Source organism: Pseudomonas shiyinii, from assembly GCF_056725765.1.
In genome coordinates this window covers 3517194-3542267 of sequence record NZ_CM161522.1, presented here as the reverse complement: position 1 = coordinate 3542267, position 25074 = coordinate 3517194, and the positions used below count along the sequence as shown (strand labels likewise).

General features: G+C 63.5%; 23 protein-coding genes. 22 read left to right on the top strand and 1 reads right to left on the bottom strand.

The features are described 5' to 3' along the window. The first annotated feature begins 37 nt into the window (after window positions 1–37). From ACXHGZ_RS15940 to ispD, 14 genes are all read left to right on the top strand, one after another. The gene (locus ACXHGZ_RS15940; RefSeq protein WP_084854375.1) at window positions 38–541 is read left to right on the top strand and encodes an OmpH/Skp family outer membrane protein; all 504 of its coding nucleotides are present in this window, start codon (window positions 38–40) and stop codon (window positions 539–541) included. Between the two features lies 1 nt (window position 542). After that, on the top strand, window positions 543–1598 hold the full coding sequence (gene lpxD, locus ACXHGZ_RS15935; protein WP_480460550.1) for a UDP-3-O-(3-hydroxymyristoyl)glucosamine N-acyltransferase: 1056 nt from the start codon (window positions 543–545) through the stop codon (window positions 1596–1598). Window positions 1599–1711: 113 nt separating this feature from the next. Then, window positions 1712–2152, top strand: a complete 441-nt coding sequence (fabZ, locus tag ACXHGZ_RS15930) for a 3-hydroxyacyl-ACP dehydratase FabZ (protein ID WP_003252314.1) — start codon at window positions 1712–1714, stop codon at window positions 2150–2152. Further along, window positions 2149–2925 carry an acyl-ACP--UDP-N-acetylglucosamine O-acyltransferase gene (lpxA, locus tag ACXHGZ_RS15925; RefSeq protein ID WP_084854379.1) on the top strand — a complete coding sequence of 259 codons (777 nt, stop codon included), beginning with the start codon at window positions 2149–2151 and terminating at the stop codon, window positions 2923–2925. Before fabZ ends, lpxA begins: the two co-directional genes overlap by 4 nt. 1 nt (window position 2926) lies before the next feature. Further along, window positions 2927–4054: a lipid-A-disaccharide synthase gene (gene lpxB, locus ACXHGZ_RS15920; protein ID WP_368829912.1), complete on the top strand. Its 1128-nt coding sequence runs from the start codon at window positions 2927–2929 to the stop codon at window positions 4052–4054. A 1-nt stretch (window position 4055) separates the two neighbouring features. After that, on the top strand, window positions 4056–4679 hold the full coding sequence (rnhB, locus tag ACXHGZ_RS15915) for a ribonuclease HII (RefSeq protein WP_480460549.1): 624 nt from the start codon (window positions 4056–4058) through the stop codon (window positions 4677–4679). 390 nt (window positions 4680–5069) lie between these two features. After that, entirely contained in the window at window positions 5070–8594 is a 3525-nt protein-coding gene (gene dnaE / locus ACXHGZ_RS15910; RefSeq protein WP_480460548.1) for a DNA polymerase III subunit alpha, read from the top strand. 105 nt (window positions 8595–8699) lie between these two features. Beyond that, window positions 8700–9647: an acetyl-CoA carboxylase carboxyltransferase subunit alpha gene (locus tag ACXHGZ_RS15905; protein ID WP_084854387.1), complete on the top strand. Its 948-nt coding sequence runs from the start codon at window positions 8700–8702 to the stop codon at window positions 9645–9647. Between the two features lie 139 nt (window positions 9648–9786). Continuing rightward, window positions 9787–11070 (top strand): tRNA lysidine(34) synthetase TilS, encoded by a 1284-nt coding sequence (gene tilS / locus ACXHGZ_RS15900; RefSeq protein ID WP_480460547.1) that lies wholly within the window; start codon window positions 9787–9789, stop codon window positions 11068–11070. 269 nt (window positions 11071–11339) lie between these two features. Continuing rightward, the gene (gene pyrG / locus ACXHGZ_RS15895; protein WP_084854391.1) at window positions 11340–12968 is read left to right on the top strand and encodes a CTP synthase; all 1629 of its coding nucleotides are present in this window, start codon (window positions 11340–11342) and stop codon (window positions 12966–12968) included. A gap of 3 nt (window positions 12969–12971) precedes the next feature. Next, complete coding sequence (gene kdsA / locus ACXHGZ_RS15890; RefSeq protein WP_084854393.1) at window positions 12972–13817, top strand: 3-deoxy-8-phosphooctulonate synthase; 846 nt, start codon at window positions 12972–12974, stop codon at window positions 13815–13817. 152 nt (window positions 13818–13969) lie between these two features. Continuing rightward, window positions 13970–15259: a phosphopyruvate hydratase gene (gene eno, locus ACXHGZ_RS15885; protein WP_043208831.1), complete on the top strand. Its 1290-nt coding sequence runs from the start codon at window positions 13970–13972 to the stop codon at window positions 15257–15259. Between the two features lie 156 nt (window positions 15260–15415). After that, window positions 15416–15697 carry a cell division protein FtsB gene (gene ftsB / locus ACXHGZ_RS15880; RefSeq protein WP_043208829.1) on the top strand — a complete coding sequence of 94 codons (282 nt, stop codon included), beginning with the start codon at window positions 15416–15418 and terminating at the stop codon, window positions 15695–15697. Then, the gene (gene ispD / locus ACXHGZ_RS15875) at window positions 15694–16401 is read left to right on the top strand and encodes a 2-C-methyl-D-erythritol 4-phosphate cytidylyltransferase (RefSeq protein WP_480460546.1); all 708 of its coding nucleotides are present in this window, start codon (window positions 15694–15696) and stop codon (window positions 16399–16401) included. Before ftsB ends, ispD begins: the two co-directional genes overlap by 4 nt. Before the next feature lie 120 nt (window positions 16402–16521). Here the strand turns inward: ispD and ACXHGZ_RS15870 are convergent, their stop codons facing one another. Continuing rightward, window positions 16522–17418, bottom strand: coding sequence for a LysR substrate-binding domain-containing protein (locus ACXHGZ_RS15870; RefSeq protein ID WP_480460545.1), 897 nt, complete (start codon window positions 17416–17418; stop codon window positions 16522–16524). Between the two features lie 106 nt (window positions 17419–17524). Between ACXHGZ_RS15870 and ACXHGZ_RS15865 the strand changes: the two genes are divergently transcribed. From ACXHGZ_RS15865 to rpoS, 8 genes are all read left to right on the top strand, one after another. Continuing rightward, window positions 17525–18637, top strand: a complete 1113-nt coding sequence (locus ACXHGZ_RS15865; protein WP_016712915.1) for an S-(hydroxymethyl)glutathione dehydrogenase/class III alcohol dehydrogenase — start codon at window positions 17525–17527, stop codon at window positions 18635–18637. An 8-nt stretch (window positions 18638–18645) separates the two neighbouring features. Continuing rightward, on the top strand, window positions 18646–19500 hold the full coding sequence (gene fghA, locus ACXHGZ_RS15860) for an S-formylglutathione hydrolase (protein WP_480460544.1): 855 nt from the start codon (window positions 18646–18648) through the stop codon (window positions 19498–19500). 175 nt (window positions 19501–19675) lie between these two features. Next, the gene (gene ispF / locus ACXHGZ_RS15855) at window positions 19676–20149 is read left to right on the top strand and encodes a 2-C-methyl-D-erythritol 2,4-cyclodiphosphate synthase (RefSeq protein ID WP_084854401.1); all 474 of its coding nucleotides are present in this window, start codon (window positions 19676–19678) and stop codon (window positions 20147–20149) included. Further along, the gene (truD, locus tag ACXHGZ_RS15850) at window positions 20146–21204 is read left to right on the top strand and encodes a tRNA pseudouridine(13) synthase TruD (RefSeq protein WP_480460543.1); all 1059 of its coding nucleotides are present in this window, start codon (window positions 20146–20148) and stop codon (window positions 21202–21204) included. Before ispF ends, truD begins: the two co-directional genes overlap by 4 nt. After that, entirely contained in the window at window positions 21192–21941 is a 750-nt protein-coding gene (surE, locus tag ACXHGZ_RS15845; RefSeq protein WP_084854406.1) for a 5'/3'-nucleotidase SurE, read from the top strand. Before truD ends, surE begins: the two co-directional genes overlap by 13 nt. Before the next feature lie 38 nt (window positions 21942–21979). Next, the gene (locus tag ACXHGZ_RS15840) at window positions 21980–22618 is read left to right on the top strand and encodes a protein-L-isoaspartate(D-aspartate) O-methyltransferase (protein WP_480464073.1); all 639 of its coding nucleotides are present in this window, start codon (window positions 21980–21982) and stop codon (window positions 22616–22618) included. 182 nt (window positions 22619–22800) lie between these two features. Then, a complete protein-coding gene (locus ACXHGZ_RS15835) occupies window positions 22801–23655 on the top strand; it encodes a peptidoglycan DD-metalloendopeptidase family protein (protein ID WP_224456634.1) in 855 nt (284 codons plus the stop codon). A gap of 109 nt (window positions 23656–23764) precedes the next feature. After that, the gene (gene rpoS / locus ACXHGZ_RS15830; protein WP_480460542.1) at window positions 23765–24772 is read left to right on the top strand and encodes an RNA polymerase sigma factor RpoS; all 1008 of its coding nucleotides are present in this window, start codon (window positions 23765–23767) and stop codon (window positions 24770–24772) included. The last annotated feature ends 302 nt before the right edge of the window (window positions 24773–25074 follow it).

Below are 25074 nucleotides of genomic sequence, written 5' to 3'. Positions count from 1 at the left end.
CCTCGCTCAACGACAACGGTTTATCCAGGAGTGCATCGTGCGTAAGTTGACTCAACTGGCCGTGATGGCCGCGGCGCTGGTCGCCACCCCGGCTTTCGCCGAAATGAAGATTGCCGTGCTGAACTATCAGATGGCACTGCTCGAGTCCGACGCGGCCAAGAAGTACGCTGTCGATGCCGAGAAGAAGTTCGGCCCGCAGCTGACCAAGCTGAAGAACCTGGAAAGCAGCGCCAAGGGCATCCAGGACCGCCTGATCAAGGGCGGCGACAAGATGCAGCAACAGGAGCGCGAGCGCCTGGAGCTCGAATTCAAGCAGAAGGCCCGTGACTTCCAGTTCCAATCCAAGGAGCTGAACGAAGCCAAGGCCGTCGCTGACCGTGACATGCTCAAGCAGCTCAAGCCCAAGCTCGACGGTGCTGTCGAGGAAGTGATCAAGAAGGGTGGCTATGACCTGGTGCTCGAGCGCGGCGCGGTAATCGACGTCAAGCCGCAATACGACATCACCCGTCAAGTCATCGAGCGTATGAACCAAGCCCGTTGATATGACCGTGACCATGACTCTCGGCCAGTTGGCCGAGGCCCTCGGGGCGACCCTCAAGGGCCCCGAGGCGCTGCAGATCACCGGCCTGGCAACCCTGCAGGAAGCCAGCGCCGGGCAATTGAGCTTCCTGGCCAACAAGCAGTACCGCAAGTACCTGGACGCGTCCAAGGCCGGTGCGGTGTTGCTCAAGGCCGAGGATGCCGAAGGCTTCGCCGGCAACGCGTTGATCGTGCCCGACCCGTACCTGGCCTACGCCCGGATTTCCCATCTGTTCGACCCCAAACCCAAGGCTGTGGCGGGAATTCATCCCAGCGCCGTGGTGGCCGAGGACGCCCAGGTGGACCCCAGCGCCAGCATCGGCCCGTTCGCGGTGATCGAGAGCGGTGCGCAGGTAGCGGCCAATGTCACCATCGGTGCCCACTGCTTCGTCGGTGCCCGTTGCGTGATCGGTGAAGGCGGCTGGCTGGCACCGCGGGTGACGCTGTACCACGACGTGACCATCGGCAAGCGCGTGGTCATCCAGTCCGGTGCGGTGATCGGCGGCGAAGGTTTCGGCTTTGCCAACGAGAAGGGGGTCTGGAACAAGATCGCCCAGATCGGTGGCGTGACCATCGGCGACGACGTGGAGATCGGCGTGAACACCGCCGTGGACCGCGGCGCACTGTCGGACACGCGCATCGGCAACGGCGTCAAGCTCGACAACCAGATCCAGATCGCCCATAACGTGCAGGTCGGCGACCACACGGCCATGGCCGCATGCGTCGGGATTTCCGGCAGCACGCGTATCGGCAAGCACTGCATGATCGCGGGCGGTGTGGGCATGGTGGGTCATATCGATGTCTGCGACAACGTATTCGTTTCCGGCATGACCATGGTGACCCGTTCCATCACGGAACCGGGTGGCTATTCATCCGGCACGGCCATGCAGCCGCTGGCCGAATGGCGCAAGAGCGCCGCGCGTATCCGCCAGCTGGACGAGATGTCCAAGCGTCTCCAGCAGCTGGAAAAACGTGTCGATACCGTGACCTCAGGTGGCCAGCTGGCATCAGAAGGCTGATACCATTCCCTGAGCAAGAGTGAACAGTCGCTAGCTGGCTCCTCTTTGGATTGCAAAAGGAGCGTGTGGTCAGCACCTGCGCTCCCTATTCTTATTACAGGCTTCCCCCCGAAATGATGGACATCAACGAGATTCGCGAATACCTGCCTCACCGTTACCCGTTCCTGCTGGTGGACCGCGTAACGGACCTGGACTTCGAGGCCCAGAGCATTCGTGCCTACAAGAATGTCAGCATCAACGAGCCGTTCTTCAACGGCCATTTCCCGGCGCATCCAATCATGCCGGGCGTGCTGATCATCGAGGCCATGGCCCAGGCGGCCGGGATTCTCGGTTTCAAGATGCTCGATGCCAAGCCTGCCGACGGCACCCTCTACTACTTCGTCGGCTCCGACAAGCTGCGCTTCCGCCAGCCTGTGCTGCCGGGGGACCAGCTGGTTCTGGAAGCCAAGTTCCTCAGCCGCAAGAGCATGATCTGGAAGTTCGAATGCCGCGCCCTGGTCGACGGCAAGCCGGTCTGCTCGGCCGAGATCACCTGCGCGGAACGCTCCCTATGAGTTCGATTGACCCTCGGGCGATCATCGACCCGTCGGCCAAGCTGGCCGACGGCGTCGAGGTAGGCCCCTGGTCGATCGTAGGGCCTGGCGTGGAAATCGGCGAGGGCACCGTCATCGGCCCTCACGTGGTGCTCAAGGGGCCGACCCGGATCGGCAAGCACAACCGTATCTACCAGTTTTCCTCCATCGGTGAAGACACCCCTGACCTCAAGTACAAGGGTGAACCCACGCGCCTGGTGATCGGTGACCACAATGTGATCCGCGAAGGTGTCACCATTCACCGTGGCACCGTCCAGGACCGCGCGGAAACCACCCTCGGCGACCATAACCTGATCATGGCCTATGCCCATATCGGGCACGACAGCGTTATCGGTAACCATTGCATCCTGGTCAACAACACCGCGCTGGCCGGTCATGTGCATGTGGGCGACTGGGCGATCCTGTCTGGCTACACCCTGGTGCACCAGTACTGCCATATCGGCGCCCACGCCTTCTCCGGCATGGGCACGGCGATCGGCAAGGACGTGCCGGCCTTCGTCACGGTGTTCGGCAGCCCGGCAGAAGCCCGTAGCATGAACTTCGAGGGCATGCGCCGCCGGGGCTTCAGCGACGAGGTCATCCACGCCCTGCGTCGTGCCTACAAAATCGTCTATCGCCATGGCCTGACCGTGGAAGACGCGCTCAACGAGCTGGGCGAGCTGGCAACGCAGTTCCCCGAGGTCGAGCTGTTCCGTCAGTCGATCCAAAGCTCCGCTCGCGGCATCACTCGCTGATATGGCCCAGCTGTGCGTGGCGTTGGTCGCCGGCGAGGCCAGCGGCGATATCCTCGGTTCCGGCCTGATGCGTGCCCTCAAGGCGCGCCACCCCGATGTGCGTTTCATCGGCGTCGGTGGCCCCTTGATGGAGGCCGAAGGCCTGGTGTCCTACTTCCCCATGGAGCGCCTCGCGGTCATGGGCCTGGTGGAAGTGCTGGGGCGGTTGCGCGAGCTGCTCAAGCGTCGCAAGGAACTGATCCAGACGCTCATCGCCGAAAAGCCGGATGTGTTCATCGGCATCGATGCGCCCGACTTCAACCTCACCATCGAACTGAAGCTGCGCCAGGCCGGGATCAAGACCGTGCACTATGTCAGCCCGTCGGTCTGGGCGTGGCGGCAGAAGCGTGTGTTGAAGATCCGCGAAGGCTGCGACCTGATGCTGACGCTGCTTCCCTTCGAGGCGAAATTCTACGAAGAGAAGGGCGTGCCGGTACGTTTCGTCGGCCATCCGCTGGCCGATACCATCCCGCTCGAAGCCGATCGCCAGGCGGCGCGTACCGCCCTTGGACTGGGCGAGGGGCCGCTGGTCGCGCTGATGCCGGGTAGCCGTGGGGGCGAGGTCGAGCGCCTGGGCGCGCTATTCCTCGATGCCGCCGAGCGCCTGCGTGAGCGGGTGCCTGGGGTGCGTTTCGTCTCGCCGTGTGCCAACCCGTCCCGGCGTGCCCAGCTCGAGCAGATGCTGCAGGGCCGTGACCTGCCGTTGACTTTGCTCGACGGCCGCTCCCACGAGGCCCTGGCCGCGTGCGATGCGGTGCTCATCGCCTCGGGCACAGCCACCCTGGAAGCGCTGCTGTACAAGCGGCCCATGGTCGTCGCCTACCGCCTGGCGCCATTGACGTACTGGATCCTCAAGCGCATGGTCAAGAGCCCGTACGTATCGTTGCCCAACCTGCTGGCCCAGCGTCTGTTGGTACCCGAGCTGCTGCAGGACGCCGCTACCAGCGACGCGTTGGCTCAGACCCTCGCTCCGCTGGTCACCGACGGTACGCAGCAGACCGACAGCTTCGACCGGATTCACCGCACGCTGCGCCGTGACGCCTCCAACCAGGCAGCCGACGCGGTGCTGGCCTTGCTAGGAGCGCGATAGCATGCAGATGGGGCTGGACTTCAATCTGGTCGAGGAACTGGTCGCCGGTGTCGACGAGGTGGGCCGTGGGCCGCTGTGTGGCGACGTCGTGACGGCGGCGGTGATCCTTGACCCGCAGCGTCCGATCCTGGGTCTGAACGACTCGAAGAAACTCACCGAGGCCAAGCGCGAGGCGCTGTTCGACGAGATCTGCGAGAAAGCCTTGAGCTTTTTCATCGCACGCTCCACGGTAGAGGAGATCGATAGCCTGAACATCCTGCAGGCCACCATGCTGGCTATGCAGCGCGCGGTGGAAGGCTTGAGCATCACGCCCAAGCTTGCGCTGATCGACGGCAACCGTTGCCCGAAGCTCGCGGTGCCGGCTGCGCCGGTGGTTCAGGGTGACGCCCAGGTGCCAGCGATCGCGGCGGCCTCCATCCTGGCCAAGGTCACCCGTGACCGGGAGATGAGCGCATTCGAGCTGATCTACCCGGGCTATGGCATCGGCGGGCACAAGGGCTACCCGACGCCGGTGCACCTGGAGGCTTTGGCGCGGTTGGGGCCGACGCCTATCCATCGGCGGTCCTTTGCGCCGGTACGAGCGGCGTATGAAGCCCGAGAGGGTGTCTCGGATTCCTTGATCTGAACCCGTCCAGGCCGCTTTGTGGCCCTTCGCGGGTAAACCCGCTCCCACGCGGTCGTCTGTGGGAGACTCTATGGTGCTGGGCAAGCTCAAATTGCCTTCGGTTGGTTTAATTACGGCCTGGGCTCCGCTTGCTTCGTGGGAGCTGGCGGAGCCTGCGATGGGCCGCAGAGCGGCCCCTTGAGTCTGGATGGCTCGACCGTTTGAGGGCTTGGGGCTGCTTTGCAGCCCATCGCAGGCTGTCGCCAGCTCCCACCGAGATTGCGTCGCTCTCAAGATTTGTGAAATCCCTGTGTGGGCTTACCCGCGAAGGGCCGCAAAGCGGCCCCGAAACTTTCATGGCTTTTACGCTACAATCCCGCCCTTGTTTCAGGCACTGCTATAGGATCATCCATGTCGGTCTCCTTCGTTCACCTTCGCGTGCACTCCGAATTCTCGCTGGTCGACGGCCTGGTGCGGATCAAGCCGCTGGCCAAGGCACTGGCGGGGATGAACATGCCGGCGGTGGCGATCACCGACCAGAGCAACATGTGCTCGCTGGTGAAGTTCTACAAGACCGCCATGGGGGCCGGTATCAAGCCGATCTGTGGCGCCGACCTGTGGTTGGCAGGCAGTGACCCCGAGGCACCGCTGTCGCGCATCTGCTTCCTGGCGATGAACCCCAAGGGCTACCGCAACCTCACCGAACTGATCTCCCGTGGCTGGACCGACGGCCAGCGCAATGGGTTGGTGATCATTCAGCGCGAGTGGATCGCCCCAGCCAGCGAGGGCCTGATCGGCCTGTCGGCGGCCAGGGAAGGGGACATCGGCATGGCCTTGCTGGCTGGCAAGGCCGCAGAGGCTGAGGCCCTGTTGCGCGATTGGATGCAGATGTTCCCCGATCGTTTCTATGTCGAGGTGCAGCGCACCAATCGTGCCGGTGACGAAGAATACCTGCACGCTGCCGTGGCCCTGGCCGACAAGGTCGGTGCACCGCTGGTGGCGACCAACGACGTGCGCTTCATCAAGCAGTCCGACTTCGATGCCCACGAGACGCGCGTGTGCATTGGTGAAGGCTGGACCCTCGATGACCCTCGCCGCCCGCGCATGTACAGCGACCAGCAGTACCTCAAGAGCGCCGAGGAAATGGCCGAGCTGTTCAGCGACCTGCCGGACGCCATCGCCAATACCGTGGAAATCGCCAAGCGCTGCAACATCACCGTGCAGTTGGGCAAGTACTTCCTGCCCGACTTCCCGACGCCCAACGGCATGGGCATCGACGATTACCTGCGTCATGTCTCCCATGAAGGCCTGGAGGAGCGTCTGGCGGTGCTCTGGCCGAAGGAGACCACGCCCAACTACGAAGAGAAGCGCCAGGTCTACCTGGACCGACTGAAGTTCGAACTGGACATCATCATCCAGATGGGCTTCCCCGGTTACTTCCTGATCGTGATGGACTTCATCAAATGGGCCAAGAACAACGGCGTGCCGGTAGGTCCGGGCCGAGGGTCGGGTGCCGGTTCGCTGGTGGCCTACGTGCTCAAGATCACCGACCTCGACCCGCTGGCCTACGACCTGCTGTTCGAGCGCTTCCTCAACCCTGAACGTATTTCCATGCCCGACTTCGACGTCGACTTCTGCATGGATGGCCGCGACCGGGTGATCGACTACGTGGCCGAGGCCTACGGGCGCAACGCGGTGAGCCAGATCATCACCTTCGGCACCATGGCGGCCAAGGCGGTGGTGCGTGACGTGGCGCGGGTGCAGGGCAAGTCCTACGGCCTGGCCGACCGCCTGTCGAAGATGATCCCGTTCGAAGTGGGCATGACCCTGGAGAAAGCCTACGAGCAGGAAGAAATCCTGCGCGACTTCCTCAAGGGCGACGAGGATGCCCGCGAGATCTGGGACATGGCCCTCAAGCTCGAAGGCGTCACCCGCGGCACCGGCAAGCACGCCGGCGGCGTGGTGATCGCCCCGACCAAGCTCACCGACTTCTCGCCGATCGCCTGTGACGAAGAGGGCGGCGGCCTGGTGACCCAGTTCGACAAGGACGACGTCGAGGCCGCTGGCCTGGTGAAGTTCGACTTCCTCGGCCTGCGTACGCTGACCATCATCAAGTGGGCGATGGAGATCATCAACCGCGAGCAGAAAAAGAAGAACCTGCCCGAGGTCAATATCGACTTCATCCCGCTGGACGACCGCAAGACCTACGAGCTGTTGCAGAAAGCCGAGACCACGGCGGTGTTCCAGCTCGAATCGCGCGGCATGAAGGAGCTGATCAAGAAGCTCAAGCCCGACTGCCTGGAAGACCTGATCGCATTGGTCGCGTTGTTCCGCCCGGGCCCGTTGCAATCGGGCATGGTCGATGACTTCATCAACCGCAAGCACGGCCGCGCGGAGCTGGCCTATCCACACCCGGACTACCAGTACGACGGCCTGAAGCCGGTGCTGGCACCGACCTACGGCATCATCCTGTACCAGGAACAGGTGATGCAGATCGCCCAGGTCATGGCAGGTTACACCCTCGGCGGCGCTGACATGCTGCGCCGAGCCATGGGCAAGAAGAAGCCCGAGGAGATGGCCAAGCAGCGTGGCGGTTTCATCGAAGGCTGCGCGAACAACGGCATCGACGCGGACCTGGCCGGTAACATCTTCGACCTGGTGGAAAAGTTCGCAGGCTACGGCTTCAACAAGTCCCACTCGGCCGCCTACGGCCTGGTGTCCTACCAGACCGCCTGGCTCAAGACCCATCATCCTGCGCCGTTCATGGCTGCGGTGCTCTCGGCCGATATGCACAACACCGACAAGGTGGTCGTGCTGGTCGAGGAAGTGCGCAGCATGAAGCTGCGCCTCGATGCGCCGGACGTGAACTTCTCCGACTTCAAGTTCACCGTCAACAATGACGGCCGCATCGTCTATGGCCTGGGCGCGATCAAGGGGGTCGGCGAAGGGCCGGTGGAGGCCATCGTCGAGGCGCGCGCCGAGGGTGGGCCGTTCAAGGACCTGTTCGATTTCTGCGAGCGCGTGGACTTGAAACGCATCAACAAGCGCACCCTCGACGCCCTGATCCGCAGTGGCGCCCTGGACCGCCTTGGCCCTTATTTCCATGACGAGATCAAGGCCTACCAGGCCAACATCGACCGCAACCGCGCGGTGCTGCTCTCGGCCCTGGAAGAGGCGATCAAGGCCGCCGAGCAGACGGCACGGACCGCCGACAGCGGCCACGTCGACCTGTTCGGCGGGCTGTTCGTCGAGGAGGACTCCGATGTCTATGCCAACCACCGCAAGGTGCGCGAGTTGACCCTCAAGGAGCGCCTGCGGGGCGAGAAGGACACCCTGGGCCTGTACCTGACCGGCCACCCGATCGACGAGTACGAGGCCGAGATCCGTCGCTTCGCCCGCCAGCGCATCGTCGACCTCAAGCCTTCCCGCGATACCCAGACCGTGGCCGGGATGATCATTGCCCTGCGGGTGATGAAGAACAAGAAGGGCGACAAGATGGGCTTCGTCACCCTCGATGACCGTTCCGGGCGGATCGAGGCCTCGCTGTTCGCCGATGCCTTCATGGCGGCCCAGGCCCTGCTGCAGACCGACGCAATGGTGGTGGTGGAAGGGGAGGTGAGCAACGACGACTTCTCCGGTGGCCTGCGCCTGCGGGTCAAGACCGTGATGACCATGGAGGATGCGCGGACCAAGCTGGCCGAAAGCCTGCGCTTGAAAGTCGCCCACGAGGCGCTCAAGGGCGACCGCCTGGCCTGGCTCGGCGAGCTGATCACCAAGCATCGTGGCGGCTGCCCGATCACCCTGGAGTACACCGGCAGTGATGCCCGGGCCATGTTGCAGTTCGGCGACGAATGGTCGATCGACCCCGCCGATGGCCTGATTCAAGCACTGCGTGACCAGTTCGGACGTGAGAACGTCTTCCTGCAATATCGCTGAACCGACGAATTTTAATCTCGACCTGAATGCGCCTGATCCCTTAAGGTAGGGCGCCAAACGGATCAACCGGCCGGCCGCCTGGCCGTAGACCCAAGACGGATGCCTATGAACCCGAATTTCCTCGACTTCGAACAGCCGATTGCCGACCTGCAAGCCAAGATCGAAGGGCTGCGCCTGGTGGGCAACGACAATTCGCTGAACATCAGCGACGAAATTGCCCGTCTTCAAGACAAGAGCAATACCCTGACCGAAAGCATCTTCGGCAACCTGACCAGCTGGCAGATCGCGCGTCTGGCCCGTCATCCGCGTCGTCCCTATACCCTGGACTACATCGACCACATCTTCACTGAGTTCGAAGAGCTGCACGGCGACCGTCACTTCGCCGACGATGCCGCCATCGTCGGTGGTACCGCGCGCCTGGACGGCAAGCCGGTCATGGTCATCGGCCACCAGAAGGGCCGTGAAGTACGCGAGAAGGTCCGCCGCAACTTCGGCATGCCGCGTCCGGAAGGCTACCGCAAGGCCTGCCGCCTGATGGAAATGGCCGAACGCTTCAAGATGCCGATCCTCACCTTCATCGACACCCCGGGCGCCTACCCGGGCATCGACGCCGAAGAGCGCAACCAGAGCGAGGCCATTGCCTGGAACCTGCGCGTGATGGCACGGCTGAAGACGCCGATCATCGCCACCGTCATCGGCGAGGGTGGTTCCGGCGGTGCTTTGGCCATCGGCGTATGCGACCAGCTGAACATGCTGCAGTATTCCACCTACTCGGTGATCTCGCCCGAAGGCTGCGCCTCGATCCTGTGGAAGACCGCCGACAAGGCAGCCGATGCCGCCGAAGCCATGGGCATCACCGCTGAGCGCCTGAAGAGCCTGAACATCGTCGACAAGGTCATCAATGAACCGCTGGGCGGCGCCCACCGCGACCCGGCCAAGATGTCCGAAAGCATCCGCGCCGACCTGGTCGAGCAGCTGGACATGCTGGGCAAGTTCGACACCGATGCCCTGCTGGCGCGCCGTTACGAGCGCCTGATGAGCTACGGCGTTTGATAGGCCTTGGGGCCGCTATGCGGCCCTTTCGTGGCACAAGGCCGCTCCTACAGGAGAGCGCGATTTCCCCGTAGGAGCGGCCTTGTGCCGCGAAAGGGGTGCAAAGCCCCCCTGCAATCTCAAGCCACGTGAGGCCCCAATGATCAACCTCACCCCCTGGCTCGACGCCCCCGCCTGGTACGTCGCCTTCTCTGGCGGCCTCGATTCCACCGTCCTCTTGCACCTGCTGGCTGACTATGCCCGTACCCATGACGCACCGCCCCTGCGCGCCGTGCATGTCCATCATGGCCTGCAAGCCGCCGCCGACGGCTGGCCAGCGCATTGCCGGTCAGTCTGTGATGGCCTGGGCATCGCGCTGCAGGTGATCCCTGTGCAGGTCGCTCCGGGGGCGAGCCTCGAGCAGGCCGCCCGGGAGGCTCGCTATGCTGCGTTCAGCCGGTTGCTCGGGCCGGGCGAGGTGCTTTTCACCGGCCAGCACCGTGAGGACCAGGCCGAAACCCTGCTCTTTCGCCTGTTGCGCGGTGCCGGCCTGCGTGGGCTGGCAGCGATGCCGACGGCGCGAACGCTGGGTCAGGGCACCCTGGCCAGGCCATTGCTGGCCGTGGCGCGCGGGCAATTGCTGGCCCATGCCAGGGCGGCCGGGCTTGCCTGGGTCGAGGATCCCTCCAATGCCGACACCGCCTTCGCCCGCAACTACCTGCGTCGCGAGGTGTTCCCCTTGCTGGGTCAGCGCTGGCCCCAGGCGGCGAGCAACCTGGCGCGCAGTGCCGAGCACTTGGGTGAGGCCCTGGGCCTGCTGGACGAGCTGGCCAGCAATGACCTGGCGCCAGCCACAGGCGGCGCGCCACTGCCGTGGTTGGGCCTGGATTCTCTGGACCTGGAACGCCTCAAGGCGTTGTCCCACGCGCGCCAGCGCAATGCCCTGCAATATTGGCTGAGCACCCGTACGCGGCTGCCGGACAGCCGCCACTGGGCCGGGTGGGAAGATCTACGCGACGCCGCCGTCGATGCCCAGCCGCTCTGGCGCCTCGGCGACGGGGTGCTGCAGCGAAGCCATGGGCGCATCTGGTGGCTGAGCGGGCAATGGCTGGAGCCGGTCGCCGGCAGGCATGCCTGGGTGGATCCAGGCATGCCGCTGGAATTGCCCGGCAACGGGCAGGTATGCCTGCAGGCCGACTGCTGGCCCATGGGGTTGCAGGTCGGCTACCGCCAAGGGGGCGAGGTGCTCGACCTGCCCGGGCGCGGCCGACGCGACCTCAAGCGCCTGCTCAATGAGTGGCAGGTCCCGCATTTCGTGCGGCCACGCCTGCCGTTACTGTTGCAGGGCGAACAGGTGCTGGCGGTGGCCAACCTGCCGCCGGCTGGGCAGGGCGGCCTGCAGTTTCGCTGGCAGCCACCGACGAGCGTGCAAGGTTTGAGCTGAAGGGTACATTCGGGTAGACTACCCTCCCTTCTTGATACAGCTTCTGTGGGTTCATCGAAAACACAGGAGTTGCCGATTACCAAGCAGTTTTTTGCTGGGCTGATTCTTAAAATGACGAGCGAGCGCCATGCCGGGGATACCCCTGGTTTGTACAGACGCGGCAGTTTTTCGAGATGCACTGTGATAGACGCAGGTGATCGGGGGCTTCGGCCTTCCTTCGCTTTCTCCGGCGGCGCTGGCCGCTTTAACGCAGACTTCTAGGGTTTTTCATGACGCGCTACATATTCGTCACGGGCGGTGTTGTTTCTTCATTGGGGAAAGGCATTGCCTCGGCTTCCTTGGCGGCCATCCTGGAGGCGCGGGGGCTCAAGGTCACCATGCTCAAGCTGGACCCGTACATCAACGTCGACCCCGGCACCATGAGCCCGTTCCAGCACGGTGAGGTGTTCGTCACCCACGATGGCGCCGAAACCGACCTTGACCTGGGCCACTACGAGCGGTTCATCCGCACGACCATGACCCAGAACAACAACTTCACCACCGGCCGTATCTACGAGCATGTGCTGCGCAAGGAGCGCCGTGGTGACTACCTGGGCGCGACCATCCAGGTCATCCCGCACATCACCGACGAGATCAAGCGTCGCATCATCAAGGGTGCCGGCGATGCCGACGTAGCTCTGGTGGAAATCGGCGGCACCGTCGGCGACATCGAGTCGCAGCCGTTCCTCGAGGCGATCCGCCAGCTGCGCGTCGAAGTGGGTTCCAAGCGCGCCATGCTGATGCACCTGACCCTGGTGCCGTACATTGCCACCGCAGGCGAGACCAAGACCAAGCCGACCCAGCACTCGGTCAAGGAGCTGCGCTCCATCGGCCTGCAGCCTGACGTGCTGATCTGCCGTTCCGACCACCCGGTCGACGCGTCGTCGCGCCGCAAGATCGCGCTGTTCACCAACGTCGAAGAGCGTGCGGTGATCTCCCTGGAAGACGTCGATACCATCTACAAGATCCCAGGCGTGTTGCATGCCCAGGGCCTGGACGATTTCGTCGTCGAGCGCTTCGGCCTGCAGTGCAACAGCGCCGACCTGTCCGAGTGGGACCAGGTGGTGGACGCCAAGCTCAACCCTGAGCATGAAGTCACCATCGCCATGGTCGGCAAGTACATGGAGCTGCTGGACGCGTACAAATCGCTGATCGAGGCGATGAGCCACGCCGGCATCCAGAACCGCACCAAGGTCAACCTGCGCTACATCGACTCCGAAGACATCGAGAACCAGGGCACCAGCCTGCTCGAGGGCGCCGATGCCATCCTGGTTCCGGGCGGTTTCGGCCTGCGCGGTGTGGAAGGCAAGATCACCGCGGTGCAATATGCCCGTGAGAACAAGGTCCCGTACCTGGGTATCTGCCTGGGCATGCAGGTTGCGGTGATCGAGTTCGCCCGTAACGTGATGGGCTGGAAAGACGCCAACTCCACCGAGTTCGACCGCAACAGCGGCCACCCGGTCGTGGGCCTGATCACCGAGTGGGCCGATGCCACCGGTGCCGTCGAAACCCGCACCGAAGCCTCGGACCTGGGCGGTACCATGCGCCTGGGCGCGCAGGAGTGCCAACTGATGGGCAACTCGAAGGTCCACGACTGCTACGGCAAGGACGTGATCGTCGAGCGTCACCGTCACCGCTACGAAGTCAACAACACCCTGCTGCCGCAGTTGGTCGAGGCTGGCCTGGTGGTGTCCGGCCGCTCCGGCGACGGTGCCCTGGTCGAAGTCGTCGAGTCCAAGGACCACCCATGGTTCGTGGCGTGCCAGTTCCACCCAGAGTTCACCTCGACCCCGCGTGACGGCCACCCGCTGTTCAGTGGCTTCGTCAAGGCGGCCCTGGCGCAGAAGAACAAGGCCTGACCCATGACCCAGAAGATCATTCGCGTCGGTAACATCGAGATCGCCAACGACAAGCCGTTCGTCCTGTTCGGCGGCATGAACGTCCTGGAGTCCCGTGACCTGGCCCTGAAGGTCTGCGAAGAGTACGTGCGGGTTACCGAGAAGCTCGGTATCCCGTATGTGTTCAAGGCCAGCTTCGACAAGGCCAACCGTTCGTCGATCAACTCCTACCGTGGCCCCGGCATGGAAGAAGGCCTGAAGATCTTCGAGGAGATCAAGCAGACCTTCAAGGTGCCGGTGATCACCGACGTGCACGAGCCCTACCAGGCCGAGCCCGTGGCCAAGGTGTGCGACATCATCCAGCTGCCGGCCTTCCTGTCGCGCCAGACCGACCTGGTGGTGGCGATGGCCAAGACCGGCGCAGTGATCAATATCAAAAAGGCCCAATTCCTCGCGCCCCAGGAAATGAAGCACATCCTGGCCAAGTGCGAGGAAGCCGGCAACGACCAGTTGATCCTTTGCGAACGGGGTTCGAGCTTCGGCTACAACAACCTCGTGGTGGATATGCTCGGCTTCGGCATCATGAAGCAGTTCGAGTACCCGGTGTTCTTCGACGTGACCCATGCCCTGCAGATGCCGGGCGGTCGCTCCGATTCTGCTGGCGGTCGCCGCGCCCAGGTCACCGACCTGGCCAAGGCCGGCATGAGCCAGGGTCTGGCGGGGCTGTTCCTGGAAGCCCACCCGGACCCGGACAACGCCAAGTGCGATGGCCCATGCGCCCTGCGTCTGGACAAACTGGAGCCGTTCCTGGCCCAGCTCAAGCAACTGGACGACCTGGTGAAAAGTTTTCCGACGGTAGAAACCGCGTAAAGCTCATTTCTCGGGTAAAGTACCGCCCGTTCCACCCCTGACCTTTCGGTCAGGGGCTCCCTTCGCCAGGCCTGCCCGTGCCATGTCGCCTGGTGAACGGCAAGAATTCCCAAAGCTGCGTTGTTTTCGTCAATTCTGGAGTGCTTACAACAATGGCAAAGATCGTCGACATCAAAGGTCGTGAAGTTCTCGATTCGCGTGGCAACCCCACCGTGGAAGCCGATGTACTGCTCGACAACGGCATCATCGGCAGCGCCTGTGCGCCGTCGGGTGCTTCCACTGGCTCGCGCGAAGCGCTGGAGCTGCGTGATGGCGACAAGAGCCGTTACCTGGGCAAGGGCGTGCTGAAGGCCGTCGCCAATATCAACGGCCCGATCCGCGACCTGCTGCTGGGCAAGGACCCGGCTGACCAGAAAGCCCTGGACCGCGCCATGATCGAACTGGACGGTACCGAGAACAAGGCCAAGCTGGGCGCCAACGCCATCCTGGCCGTCTCCCTGGCTGCTGCCAAGGCTGCCGCCCAGGATCAGGACCTGCCGCTGTACGCACACATCGCCAACCTCAACGGCACCCCTGGCCAGTACTCCATGCCGGTGCCGATGATGAACATCATCAACGGTGGCGAACACGCCGACAACAACGTCGACATCCAGGAGTTCATGGTCCAGCCGGTCGGCGCCAAGACCTTCTCCGACGCCCTGCGCATGGGCACCGAGATCTTCCACCACCTCAAGGCTGTGCTCAAGGCGCGTGGCCTGAACACCGCCGTGGGTGACGAAGGTGGCTTCGCCCCGAACCTGACCTCCAACGAAGATGCCCTGGGCGCCATCGCCGAGGCCGTCGAGAAGGCCGGCTACAAGCTGGGCACCGACGTGACCCTGGCCTTGGACTGCGCGGCTTCCGAATTCTATGAAGACGGCAAGTACAACCTGTCCGGCGAAGGCAAGTCGTTCGACGCCGAAGGCTTTGCCGACTACCTCAAGGGCCTGACCGAGCGCTTCCCGATCATTTCGATCGAAGACGGCCTGGACGAGTCCGACTGGGCTGGCTGGAAGATCCTCACCGACAAGATCGGCGCCAAGGTCCAGCTGGTCGGTGACGACCTGTTCGTGACCAACACCAAGATCCTCAAGGAAGGCATCGAGAAGGGCATCGGTAACTCGATCCTGATCAAGTTCAACCAGATCGGGTCGCTGACCGAAACCCTGGAAGCCATCCAGATGGCCAAGGCCGCTGGCTACACTGCGGTGATTTCGCATCGCTCCGGCGAAACCGAAGATTCCACCATCGCCGACCTGGCCGTGGGTACCGCTGCCGGCCAGATCAAGACCGGTTCGCTGTGCCGTTCCGACCGCGTCTCCAAGTACAACCAGCTGCTGCGTATCGAAGAGCAACTGGGCGCCAAGGCGGTGTACCGCGGTCGTGCCGAGTTTCGCGGCTGAGCAAGAGATGGTAAAAAGGCAGCAGCCGAGGCTGTCTGAACGTTCGTATTGAACACCAGACGCTTCTTACGGGTTTCTGTCGACGAAGCCTGGCCTCGGCCAGGCTTCGTGCTATCGGAAGCCCGCGGCGGCGGCCTTTTACCTCTGGATACCTTGATGCGCAGTCCCTATTGGTTGTTTCTCGTCCTGCTCCTGCTGCTGGGTGGCCTGCAGTACCGCCTCTGGGTGGGCAATGGCAGCCTGGCGCAAGTGGCCGAGCTCAAGCAGCAGATCGCCGAACAGCATGCGGAAAACGAGCGGCTGCTCGAGCGTAACCGTGTGCTGGATGCCGAAGTCCTGGAGTTGAAAAAAGGTATGGAGACCGTGGAAGAGCGGGCTCGTCATGAACTGGGGATGGTCAAGGAGGGCGAAACCCTCTACCAGTTGCCGCAAAAATGACACAGATGCTACCGGCCTTCTGGGCCGTGATTCCTGCTGCGGGTGTTGGCGCCCGCATGGCTGCCGATCGCCCCAAGCAGTACCTGCAGTTGGGCGGGCAGACCCTCCTCGAGCATAGCCTCGACTGTTTCCTCGACCACCCCACGCTCAAGGGCGTGGTGGTCAGTATTGCCCCCGACGACCCGTACTGGCCTGGCCTGCGTTGTGCCAGCGACCCCCGTATCCAGCGGGCGGCCGGTGGCCGTGAACGTGCCGACTCGGTGCTCAATGCCTTGTTGCTGCTGCACGCCCAGGGCGCGGCCGACGACGATTGGGTGCTGGTGCATGACGCGGCGCGGCCGAACCTGGCGCGCAGTGATCTGGACCGGTTGCTGTCGGAGTTGGCCGATGACCCTGTCGGCGGCCTGCTTGCGGTGCCGGCGCGCGATACCCTCAAGCGCGCCGATGCCCACGGGCGGGTCAGCGCCACGGTGGACCGCAGTACCATCTGGCAGGCCTATACGCCGCAAATGTTCCGTCTTGGCGCCTTGCACCGGGCCCTGGCGGAATGCCTGGTGTCGGATGTGCTGGTCACCGACGAAGCGTCTGCCATCGAATGGGCCGGGCAGGCGCCGCGGCTGGTCGAAGGGCGCAGTGACAATATCAAGGTCACCCGCCCGGAAGACCTGGAGTGGTTGCGCCAGCGGTGGGCGGCTAGACGCTGAAGGTGTTGGGACCGCTGCGCGGTCCTTTCGCGGCACAAGGCCGCTCCTACAGGGCTTCGCGTTCACCAGTAGGAGCGGCCTTGTGCCGCGAAAGGGTCGCGCAGCGGCCCCAGCGAACCATCAGGCCACCCGGTACTCCGGCAACCCCGCCAACCCTTCCTTCAGGTAATCCACCAACCGCCTCACCTTAGGCGACAGGTGCCGCTGCTGCGGATACAACGCCCACACGGCCGTGTTCGGTGGCTGATGTGCTTCCAGCAGTGACACCAGCGCGCCGCTGTGCAAATGCTCGAGCACGTAATAGTCCGGCAACTGGCACAACCCCATCCCCAACAATGCCGCATCCAGCACCGCCTGCCCGCTGTTGCACCGCCAGTTGCCCTGGACCCGCTGGCTCAGTTCCCGGCCGTCCTGTTGCAACATCCACACGTCCGAGCTGCCGACCAGGCAGTTGTGTCGGGCCAGCTCCGAAAGGCTGTGGGGCCGGCCGTAACGTTCCAGGTACGCAGGCGATGCGCACAGGAACATGCGCCGCGGGGCCAGCCGCGTGGCGACCAGGCGAGAGTCCTGCAGGCGCCCGAGGCGTATCGCCAGGTCCATGCCTTCATGGACCAGGTCCAGGGTGCGGTTGCTCAGCTCCACCTCGACCCGCAACTGTGGGTATTGCGTCATGAAGCGGGTCACCAGGGGCACGATGAAGCGCTCGCCATAAGCCACTGCGCAGGTCATGCGCAGCAGCCCCTTGGGCTCGCTGGCCAGGTCGCCCATGGCGCGCAGCGCTTCCTCGCGGCCGTCCTGCAGGCGTTGGCAATGCTGCAGGAAGGTCTGCCCGGCTTCGCTGAGGGTCACCCGGCGGGTGCTGCGGTACAGCAGTGGCGTCTGCAGGCGCTCTTCGAGGCGGGCGATCTGTCGGCTGATATGGGAGGAGGAAACACCCAGGCGTTCGGCTGCGGCGGTGAATTGCCCGGTTTCGGCCACGGCGACGAACTCGTCGATACCTTCCCAGCGGCTGCTCATTGATTATCCCTATACAGCAATAATGTTTTTACTTTTGCCGGATTATTCATCAAAAGCTTGTGAATTACACTGCCGGGCAGTATCGATCCTTATCTGGAGCCTTTTGATGATCAAGTCCCGCGCTGCCGTTGCCTTCGAGGCCAAGAAACCCCTGGAAATCGTCGAAGTCGACGTGGCCATGCCCAAGGCCGGTGAGGTACTGCTGCGCGTGGTCGCCAGCGGTGTCTGCCACACCGACGCCTACACTTTGTCCGGGGCCGACCCGGAAGGCATCTTCCCGTCGATCCTCGGCCATGAAGGCGGCGCTATCGTCGAAGCGGTAGGCGAGGGCGTGACCTCGGTGGCCGTGGGTGACCACGTGATCCCGCTGTACACCCCTGAGTGCGGCAAGTGCAAGTTCTGTCTCTCGGGCAAGACCAACCTGTGCCAGGCCATCCGTGCCACCCAGGGCAAGGGCCTGATGCCTGACGGCACCACCCGCTTCTCGTACAAAGGCCAGCAGCTGTTCCACTACATGGGCACCTCGACCTTCTCCGAGTACACCGTGCTGCCTGAAATCTCCGTGGCCAAGATCCAGAAGGAAGCGCCGCTGGAGAAGGTGTGCCTGCTCGGTTGCGGCGTCACCACCGGTATCGGTGCGGTGCTCAACACCGCCAAGGTCAAGCCGGGCGATACCGTGGCCATCTTCGGCCTGGGCGGCATCGGCCTGTCTGCCGTGATCGGCGCGGTCAAGGCCAAGGCCTCGCGCATCATCGCCATCGACATCAACCCGGCCAAGTTCGAGATCGCTCGCCAGCTGGGCGCCACCGACTGCATCAACCCGAAAGACTATGATCGCCCGATCCAGGAAGTGATCGTCGACCTCACCGATGGCGGCGTGGACTTCTCCTTCGAGTGCATCGGCAACGTACAACTGATGCGCGCCGCGCTGGAGTGCTGCCACAAGGGCTGGGGCGAGTCGGTGATCATCGGCGTGGCCGGTGCCGGCCAGGAAATCGCCACGCGTCCGTTCCAGCTGGTCACCGGTCGCGTATGGCGCGGCTCGGCCTTCGGTGGCGTGCGCGGCCGCAGCGAGCTGCCAAGCTACGTGGAAATGTCCGAGAAAGGCGAGATCCCGCTGGATACCTTCATCACCCACACCATGGGCCTGGAAGACATCAACAAAGCCTTCGACCTGATGCATGAAGGCAAGAGCATCCGCAGCGTGATCCACTTCTGAGGTCTGTCATGAGCCTGGAAAACATTTCCTGCCAGAAGAGCTTCGGCGGCTGGCACAAGCGCTACCGGCACCCTTCCAAGGTGCTGGGCTGCGACATGGTGTTCGCCGTCTACCTGCCACCGCAGGCCGAGCAGGGCGAGAAGCTACCGGTGCTGTACTGGCTCAGCGGCCTGACCTGCACCGACGAGAACTTCATGCAGAAGGCCGGCGCCCAGCGCCTGGCCGCCGAGCTTGGGCTGATCATCGTCGCCCCCGACACCAGCCCACGCGGCGAGCAGGTGCCGGGTGACCCGGAGGGTGCCTGGGACTTCGGCCTGGGTGCCGGGTTCTACCTCAATGCCACCCAACAGCCCTGGGCCCAGCACTACCGCATGCATGACTATGTGGTGCACGAACTGCCGGCCCTGGTGGAAGCCCATTTCCCGGCCTCCGATCAGCGCAGCATCAGCGGCCATTCCATGGGTGGCCATGGTGCGCTGGTGTGCGCCTTGCGCAACCCGGGCCGGTACCGCTCGGTATCGGCATTCTCACCGATCAGCAACCCGATGGATTGCCCGTGGGGCGAGAAGGCGTTTTCCCGGTACCTGGGTGACGACCGTACGCGTTGGCGTGAGTGGGATGCCAGCGTGCTGCTGGCCGAGACGCCTGCCGGGCAGTGCCCTCCGCTGCTGGTGGACCAGGGCGACCGGGATGACTTCCTGGAAAAGCAGCTCAAACCCGAAGCCTTGGAGCAGGCCGCACGCAAGGGCAGCCATGAGCTGACCCTGCGTCTGCAGCCGGGCTATGACCACAGCTACTACTTCATCGCCAGCTTCATCGATGAACATCTGCGTCATCATGCGGTGGCCTTGGGGCGGGTGTAAGGCGTAGCTGCGGTGTTTGATTCATCGCTGGCAAGCCAGCGCCCACAGGTATGGCGGTGTCTCTGAAACAGCGCAGGGGCGGTGGGAGCTGGCTTGCCGGCGATGGGCTGCGAAGCAGCCCCAATGTCTCAAAAGCAGGTAGAATCCCGCCCTGACTCAATCAGGGCTTTTTCCTATGCGTATTGGCCACGGCTACGATGTGCACCGTTTCTGCGACGGTGATTTCATTACCCTGGGTGGGGTGCGTATCCCCCACAAATACGGCCTGTTGGCCCATTCCGATGGTGACGTGCTGTTGCACGCCCTGAGCGATGCCTTGCTCGGCGCCGCGGCGCTGGGCGACATCGGCAAGCATTTCCCCGATACCGACCCCCAGTTCAAGGGCGCCGACAGCCGCGTGCTGTTGCGCCACGTGGTTGGCATCGTCCAGGCCAAGGGCTGGAAGGTCGGCAACGTCGACGCCACCATCGTGGCCCAGGCACCGAAGATGGCGCCGCACATCGAGACCATGCGTCAGCGGGTCGCCGAAGACTTGCAGGTCGCCCTCGACCAGGTCAACGTCAAGGCCACCACCACCGAGAAACTAGGCTTCACCGGCCGTGAGGAGGGCATCGCCGTGCATGCGGTGGCCCTGTTGCTGCCAGCATGACCGAGCTGGAACTGCTGGGCCCTAGGGCATCGGGCGAACCGCTCGGCCAGGCGGTGCTCAAAGCCGTTGCCGAGGACTTCCAGGTCGATGAGGTGCTGGACATCCCATTGTCCGGCCAGGGCGAACACCTCTGGCTGTGGGTCGAGAAGCGCGACCTGAACACCGAGGAGGCCGCCCGGCGCCTGGCCCGTGCCGCAGGCGTGCCGGTGCGCACCATCAGCTATGCGGGCCTCAAGGACCGCCAGGCCTTGACCCGCCAATGGTTCAGCCTGCATCTGCCGGGCAAGGCCGACCCCGACCTGTCGCGGGCCGAAGACGCCAGCCTGCGGGTGCTCAAGCAGGTTCGCCACCAACGCAAACTGCAGCGTGGGGCCCATTCGGCCAATGGCTTTACCCTGCGCCTGACCGCCTTGCAGGCCGACCACGACGCCCTGGATGCGCGCCTGGCGTTGTTGAAGGCGCAGGGCGTGCCGAACTACTTCGGCAGCCAGCGCTTCGGTCATGCCGGCGGCAACGTGCACGATGCCCAGGACTGGGCAGCTCGCAAGGCATTGCCCGAGCAGCGCAATGTCCGTTCGCGGCTGTTGTCGGCCGGGCGCAGCTACCTGTTCAACCAGGTGCTGGCCGCACGGGTCGCCGAAGGCACCTGGAACCAGGCGCAGGTGGGTGACCTGTTGGCATTCACGGACAGTCGTAGCTTTTTTCCTGCGGGAGAGGAGGAATGCTCTGATCCTCGATTGTCGATTCTCGACTTGCATCCTACCGGCCCTTTGTGGGGCGAAGGGCCTACGCCGGCCTGCGGCCCAGTATCCACGCTGGAATCAAGCATCGGCGAACAGCACATGGCGCTGTGCCAGTGGCTGGCGCAAGCGGGCATGAGTCACGAACGGCGTATCTTGCGGCTCCCTATTGGCGAGCTGACGTGGCATTATCCCGAGCCTGATATCCTGCAACTGGAATTCGTCCTTCCGGCCGGATGCTTCGCCACCGTGGTTGTGCGCGAGCTCGTCGATCTGGTGCCGGCAGGGCAGACGGACAGCCCATGCGTATTCTGATTTCGAATGACGACGGTGTTACCGCACCCGGCCTCGCCGCGCTGCATGCTGCGCTGGTGGATCACGCCGAGTGCGTAGTGATTGCCCCGGATCAAGACAAGAGCGGCGCCAGCAGTTCGCTGACGCTGGACCGGCCACTGCACCCGCAGACACTGGCCAATGGCTTCATCAGCCTCAACGGCACGCCGACCGACTGCGTGCACCTGGGGCTCAACGGCCTGTTGCCGGAGACGCCCGACATGGTCGTGTCCGGCATCAACCTGGGCGCCAACCTGGGCGACGACGTGCTGTACTCAGGTACCGTCGCCGCGGCATTGGAGGGGCGCTTCCTGGGCGGTACGTCGCTTGCTTTCTCGTTGCTGTCGCGCCAGCCGGATAACCTGCCCACCGCCGCCTACATCGCGCGGCGTCTGGTCGAGGCTCAGTCGCGCCTGGAGCTGCCACCGCGCACAGTGCTCAACGTCAACATTCCCAATCTGCCGCTCGAGCATATCCGTGGCATCCAGCTGACCCGCCTCGGCCACCGGGCGCGCGCGGCCGCGCCGACCAAAGTGGTCAACCCACGAGGCAAGGAAGGCTACTGGATTGCCGTGGCCGGCGATGCCGAGGACGGTGGGCCGGGTACCGACTTCCATGCGGTGATGCAGGGCTATGTGTCGATCACCCCACTGCAGCTGGACCGCACCTTCAATGATGCCTTCGAACGTCTCGACGGTTGGCTGGAGGGCCTGCTCTGATGCGTGAACAGGACGATATGCTGCGCCGCGGTATCGGCATGACTTCCCAGCGGACCCGGGAGCGGCTGATACAGCGCCTGTACGAGGAAGGGGTGTCGAACACGCAAGTGCTCGAGGTCATTCGTCGTACCCCGCGCCACCTGTTCGTCGACGAGGCCTTGGCGCACCGGGCCTACGAGGACACCGCACTGCCGATCGGGCACAACCAGACCATCTCCCAGCCGTTCATGGTCGCCCACATGAGCGAGCTGCTGCTCGAGGCGGGCCCGCTGGACAAGGTCCTGGAGATCGGCACGGGCTCAGGCTACCAGACGGCGGTCCTGGCGCAGCTGGTGGAACGGGTGTTCTCGGTGGAGCGGATCAAGGTCCTGCAGGACAGGGCCAAGGAGCGCTTGGTCGAGCTCAACCTGCGCAACGTGGTGTTCCGTTGGGGGGATGGCTGCGAGGGCTGGCCGGCGCTTGCGCCCTACAACGGCATCATCGTCACTGCCGTGGCACCGGAAGTGCCCCAGGCGCTGCTGGACCAGCTGGCACCCGGTGGGCGCATGGTGATCCCGGTGGGGACTGCCGGCGAAGCGCAGCAATTGATGCTGATCGTGCGCGAGGAGCATGGTTTCTCCCGCCGCGTGCTGGGAGCCGTGCGCTTCGTGCCACTGCTCAACGGCCCGCTGGCCTGAGAGCGCACGGAATATTTACAGCATCGACGAATTCTTCTGTCGCGTCCCTGTCTATCGTGCGGGGTTTCGCCAGTCTTGTCGTGGCATTTGAGCCGGCCCCCCAAGGCGTGTCGGCTCGTTTATAATTGCAACAATATTGCATTTCGTATTGTCATCGTTTCGGCACCATGAGGGGAGCGCGGGTGGGGCACACAATCATGCGGCAACGCAAGGATCAGTCGTTTTTCAGGCTTCTGGTGATTGCCCTGGCCATGGCCACAACGCTGGCTGGCTGCTCCAGCACCGGTTCCAACAACGCGCGCGTGGTGGATCGCAACAACACGGTGCCCAAGCGCCCCACCGTGACGTCCGGTCATTATGTGGTCAAGCCCGGCGACACCTTGTATTCCATCGCCTTCCGCTATGGCTGGGACTACAAGGAGCTGGCCGCACGCAACAACATCGCCGCCCCCTATACCATCCGGCCTGGCCAGGCCATCCGTTTCAGCAGTGGCGCCACCGGCACGACCCGGGTGGTGTCCAGCCCTTCCTCGTCCAGCAGGACCACGGTCACCCGCCGCCCTGTGGGCACACCGGCCACGCCTCCTGCGAGCAGCCGGCCTGCCACGCCGGTGCCTGCGACACCGGCTCCGGTGGTCACCCAGGTGCCTGCCGCAGAGCGCTCCGTGGGCGGGTGGACCTGGCCAGCCAATGGCGTGCTGATTGGAAAATTCGCTTCAAACGGTAGTTTGAATAAAGGCATTGATATCGCCGGTGATTTGGGACAGCCTGTTTTTGCTGCGTCTGGTGGTTCAGTGGTGTACGCCGGGAGTGGCTTGAGGGGCTACGGCGAGCTGATCATCATCAAGCACAGCGATACCTACGTCAGTGCCTACGGTCATAACCGCAGGCTTTTGGTTCGGGAGGGACAGCAGGTCAAGGCAGGGCAGACGATCGCTGAAATGGGGTCAACGGGCACTGATCGGGTGAAGCTGCATTTCGAGATTCGCCGCCAGGGCAAACCCGTCGATCCGCTCCAGTTCCTGCCACGTCGTTGATCTTTGCCCCCGGCCTGTTCCCACTGACGTAGAGGGGACAGGCTCCAGCGCTGCCAGGGAAACAGGTGCCGCTCGAGCCTGAGTTCGAACTCAGCAAAGGACTATAACAATGGCTCTCAGCAAAGAAGTGCCGGAGTTTGACATCGACGATGACCTCCTTCTGATGGAGACAGGCATCGTTTTGGAAACGGATGTGGTGTCAGACGAACCTGCTGTACCTTCGGTTCGGACCAAGGCCAAACAAGGCTCATCGCTCAAGCAACACAAGTACATCGATTACAGCCGGGCGCTCGATGCCACCCAGCTGTATCTCAACGAGATCGGTTTCTCCCCGCTGCTTTCTCCCGAAGAGGAAGTGCACTATGCGCGCCTGTCGCAGAAAGGGGACCCGGCTGGTCGCAAGCGCATGATCGAGAGCAACCTGCGCCTGGTGGTCAAGATCGCTCGCCGTTACGTCAACCGTGGCCTGTCGCTGCTCGATTTGATCGAGGAGGGCAACCTGGGGTTGATCCGGGCGGTGGAGAAGTTCGACCCCGAGCGGGGCTTCCGCTTCTCGACCTACGCCACCTGGTGGATCCGCCAGACCATCGAGCGGGCAATCATGAACCAGACCCGCACCATTCGCCTGCCGATCCACGTGGTCAAGGAGCTCAACGTCTACCTGCGCGCGGCGCGGGAGCTGACCCAGAAGCTCGACCATGAACCTTCCCCGGAAGAAATCGCCAACCTGTTGGAAAAACCGGTCGCGGAGGTCAAGCGCATGCTTGGGCTCAACGAGCGGGTTTCTTCGGTGGACGTCTCGCTCGGCCCGGACTCCGACAAGACTCTGCTCGACACCTTGACGGATGACCGCCCGACCGACCCATGCGAGTTGCTCCAGGACGATGACCTATCCCAGAGCATCGATCAGTGGTTGGGCGAGCTGACCGACAAACAGCGTGAAGTGGTGGTACGCCGTTTCGGCCTGCGCGGGCATGAGAGCAGCACCTTGGAGGACGTCGGCCTGGAAATCGGCCTGACCCGCGAGCGGGTGCGGCAGATCCAAGTCGAGGGGCTCAAGCGCCTGCGCGAGATCCTCGAGAAGAACGGGCTCTCCAGCGAGTCCCTGTTCCAGTAAGCGCCGCTGCTTTGACAACGCCCCGATGACTCGGGGCGTTTTTGTTCGTGGGCGAGAATGTTTACTTCGCTAGCGTTGTAGCAGTGCGTGTAAGAGATTGCTTACCTGTTATGTAGGACTTTTCTGTAGGGATCAGTAAATCATTGTCGTTTCCACCGGGCTTGAAATCCTAACTTGCTGATAATTAAGGATTTTTTAGGTGTGAAAAGATGTGTCCACTGAATTGTTTTGAGAGGTTTGACCCTTGCTCGCCCAACTGGAATGGCTAGTATTCGAACTGTGTCGACGGACTGACACAGGCT

Bases quoted from the DNA above. Each gene is read 5' to 3' on its own strand.
- lpxD (WP_480460550.1), top strand. From the start codon at position 543: ATGACCGTGACCATGACTCTCGGCCAGTTGGCCGAGGCCCTCGGGGCG.
- fabZ (WP_003252314.1), top strand. From the start codon at position 1,712: ATGATGGACATCAACGAGATTCGCGAATACCTGCCTCACCGTTACCCG.
- lpxA (WP_084854379.1), top strand. From the start codon at position 2,149: ATGAGTTCGATTGACCCTCGGGCGATCATCGACCCGTCGGCCAAGCTG.
- lpxB (WP_368829912.1), top strand. From the start codon at position 2,927: ATGGCCCAGCTGTGCGTGGCGTTGGTCGCCGGCGAGGCCAGCGGCGAT.
- rnhB (WP_480460549.1), top strand. From the start codon at position 4,056: ATGCAGATGGGGCTGGACTTCAATCTGGTCGAGGAACTGGTCGCCGGT.
- dnaE (WP_480460548.1), top strand. From the start codon at position 5,070: ATGTCGGTCTCCTTCGTTCACCTTCGCGTGCACTCCGAATTCTCGCTG.
- ACXHGZ_RS15905 (WP_084854387.1), top strand. From the start codon at position 8,700: ATGAACCCGAATTTCCTCGACTTCGAACAGCCGATTGCCGACCTGCAA.
- tilS (WP_480460547.1), top strand. From the start codon at position 9,787: ATGATCAACCTCACCCCCTGGCTCGACGCCCCCGCCTGGTACGTCGCC.
- pyrG (WP_084854391.1), top strand. From the start codon at position 11,340: ATGACGCGCTACATATTCGTCACGGGCGGTGTTGTTTCTTCATTGGGG.
- kdsA (WP_084854393.1), top strand. From the start codon at position 12,972: ATGACCCAGAAGATCATTCGCGTCGGTAACATCGAGATCGCCAACGAC.
- eno (WP_043208831.1), top strand. From the start codon at position 13,970: ATGGCAAAGATCGTCGACATCAAAGGTCGTGAAGTTCTCGATTCGCGT.
- ftsB (WP_043208829.1), top strand. From the start codon at position 15,416: ATGCGCAGTCCCTATTGGTTGTTTCTCGTCCTGCTCCTGCTGCTGGGT.
- ispD (WP_480460546.1), top strand. From the start codon at position 15,694: ATGACACAGATGCTACCGGCCTTCTGGGCCGTGATTCCTGCTGCGGGT.
- ACXHGZ_RS15870 (WP_480460545.1), bottom strand. From the start codon at position 17,418: ATGAGCAGCCGCTGGGAAGGTATCGACGAGTTCGTCGCCGTGGCCGAA.
- ACXHGZ_RS15865 (WP_016712915.1), top strand. From the start codon at position 17,525: ATGATCAAGTCCCGCGCTGCCGTTGCCTTCGAGGCCAAGAAACCCCTG.
- fghA (WP_480460544.1), top strand. From the start codon at position 18,646: ATGAGCCTGGAAAACATTTCCTGCCAGAAGAGCTTCGGCGGCTGGCAC.
- ispF (WP_084854401.1), top strand. From the start codon at position 19,676: ATGCGTATTGGCCACGGCTACGATGTGCACCGTTTCTGCGACGGTGAT.
- truD (WP_480460543.1), top strand. From the start codon at position 20,146: ATGACCGAGCTGGAACTGCTGGGCCCTAGGGCATCGGGCGAACCGCTC.
- surE (WP_084854406.1), top strand. From the start codon at position 21,192: ATGCGTATTCTGATTTCGAATGACGACGGTGTTACCGCACCCGGCCTC.
- ACXHGZ_RS15840 (WP_480464073.1), top strand. From the start codon at position 21,980: ATGACTTCCCAGCGGACCCGGGAGCGGCTGATACAGCGCCTGTACGAG.
- rpoS (WP_480460542.1), top strand. From the start codon at position 23,765: ATGGCTCTCAGCAAAGAAGTGCCGGAGTTTGACATCGACGATGACCTC.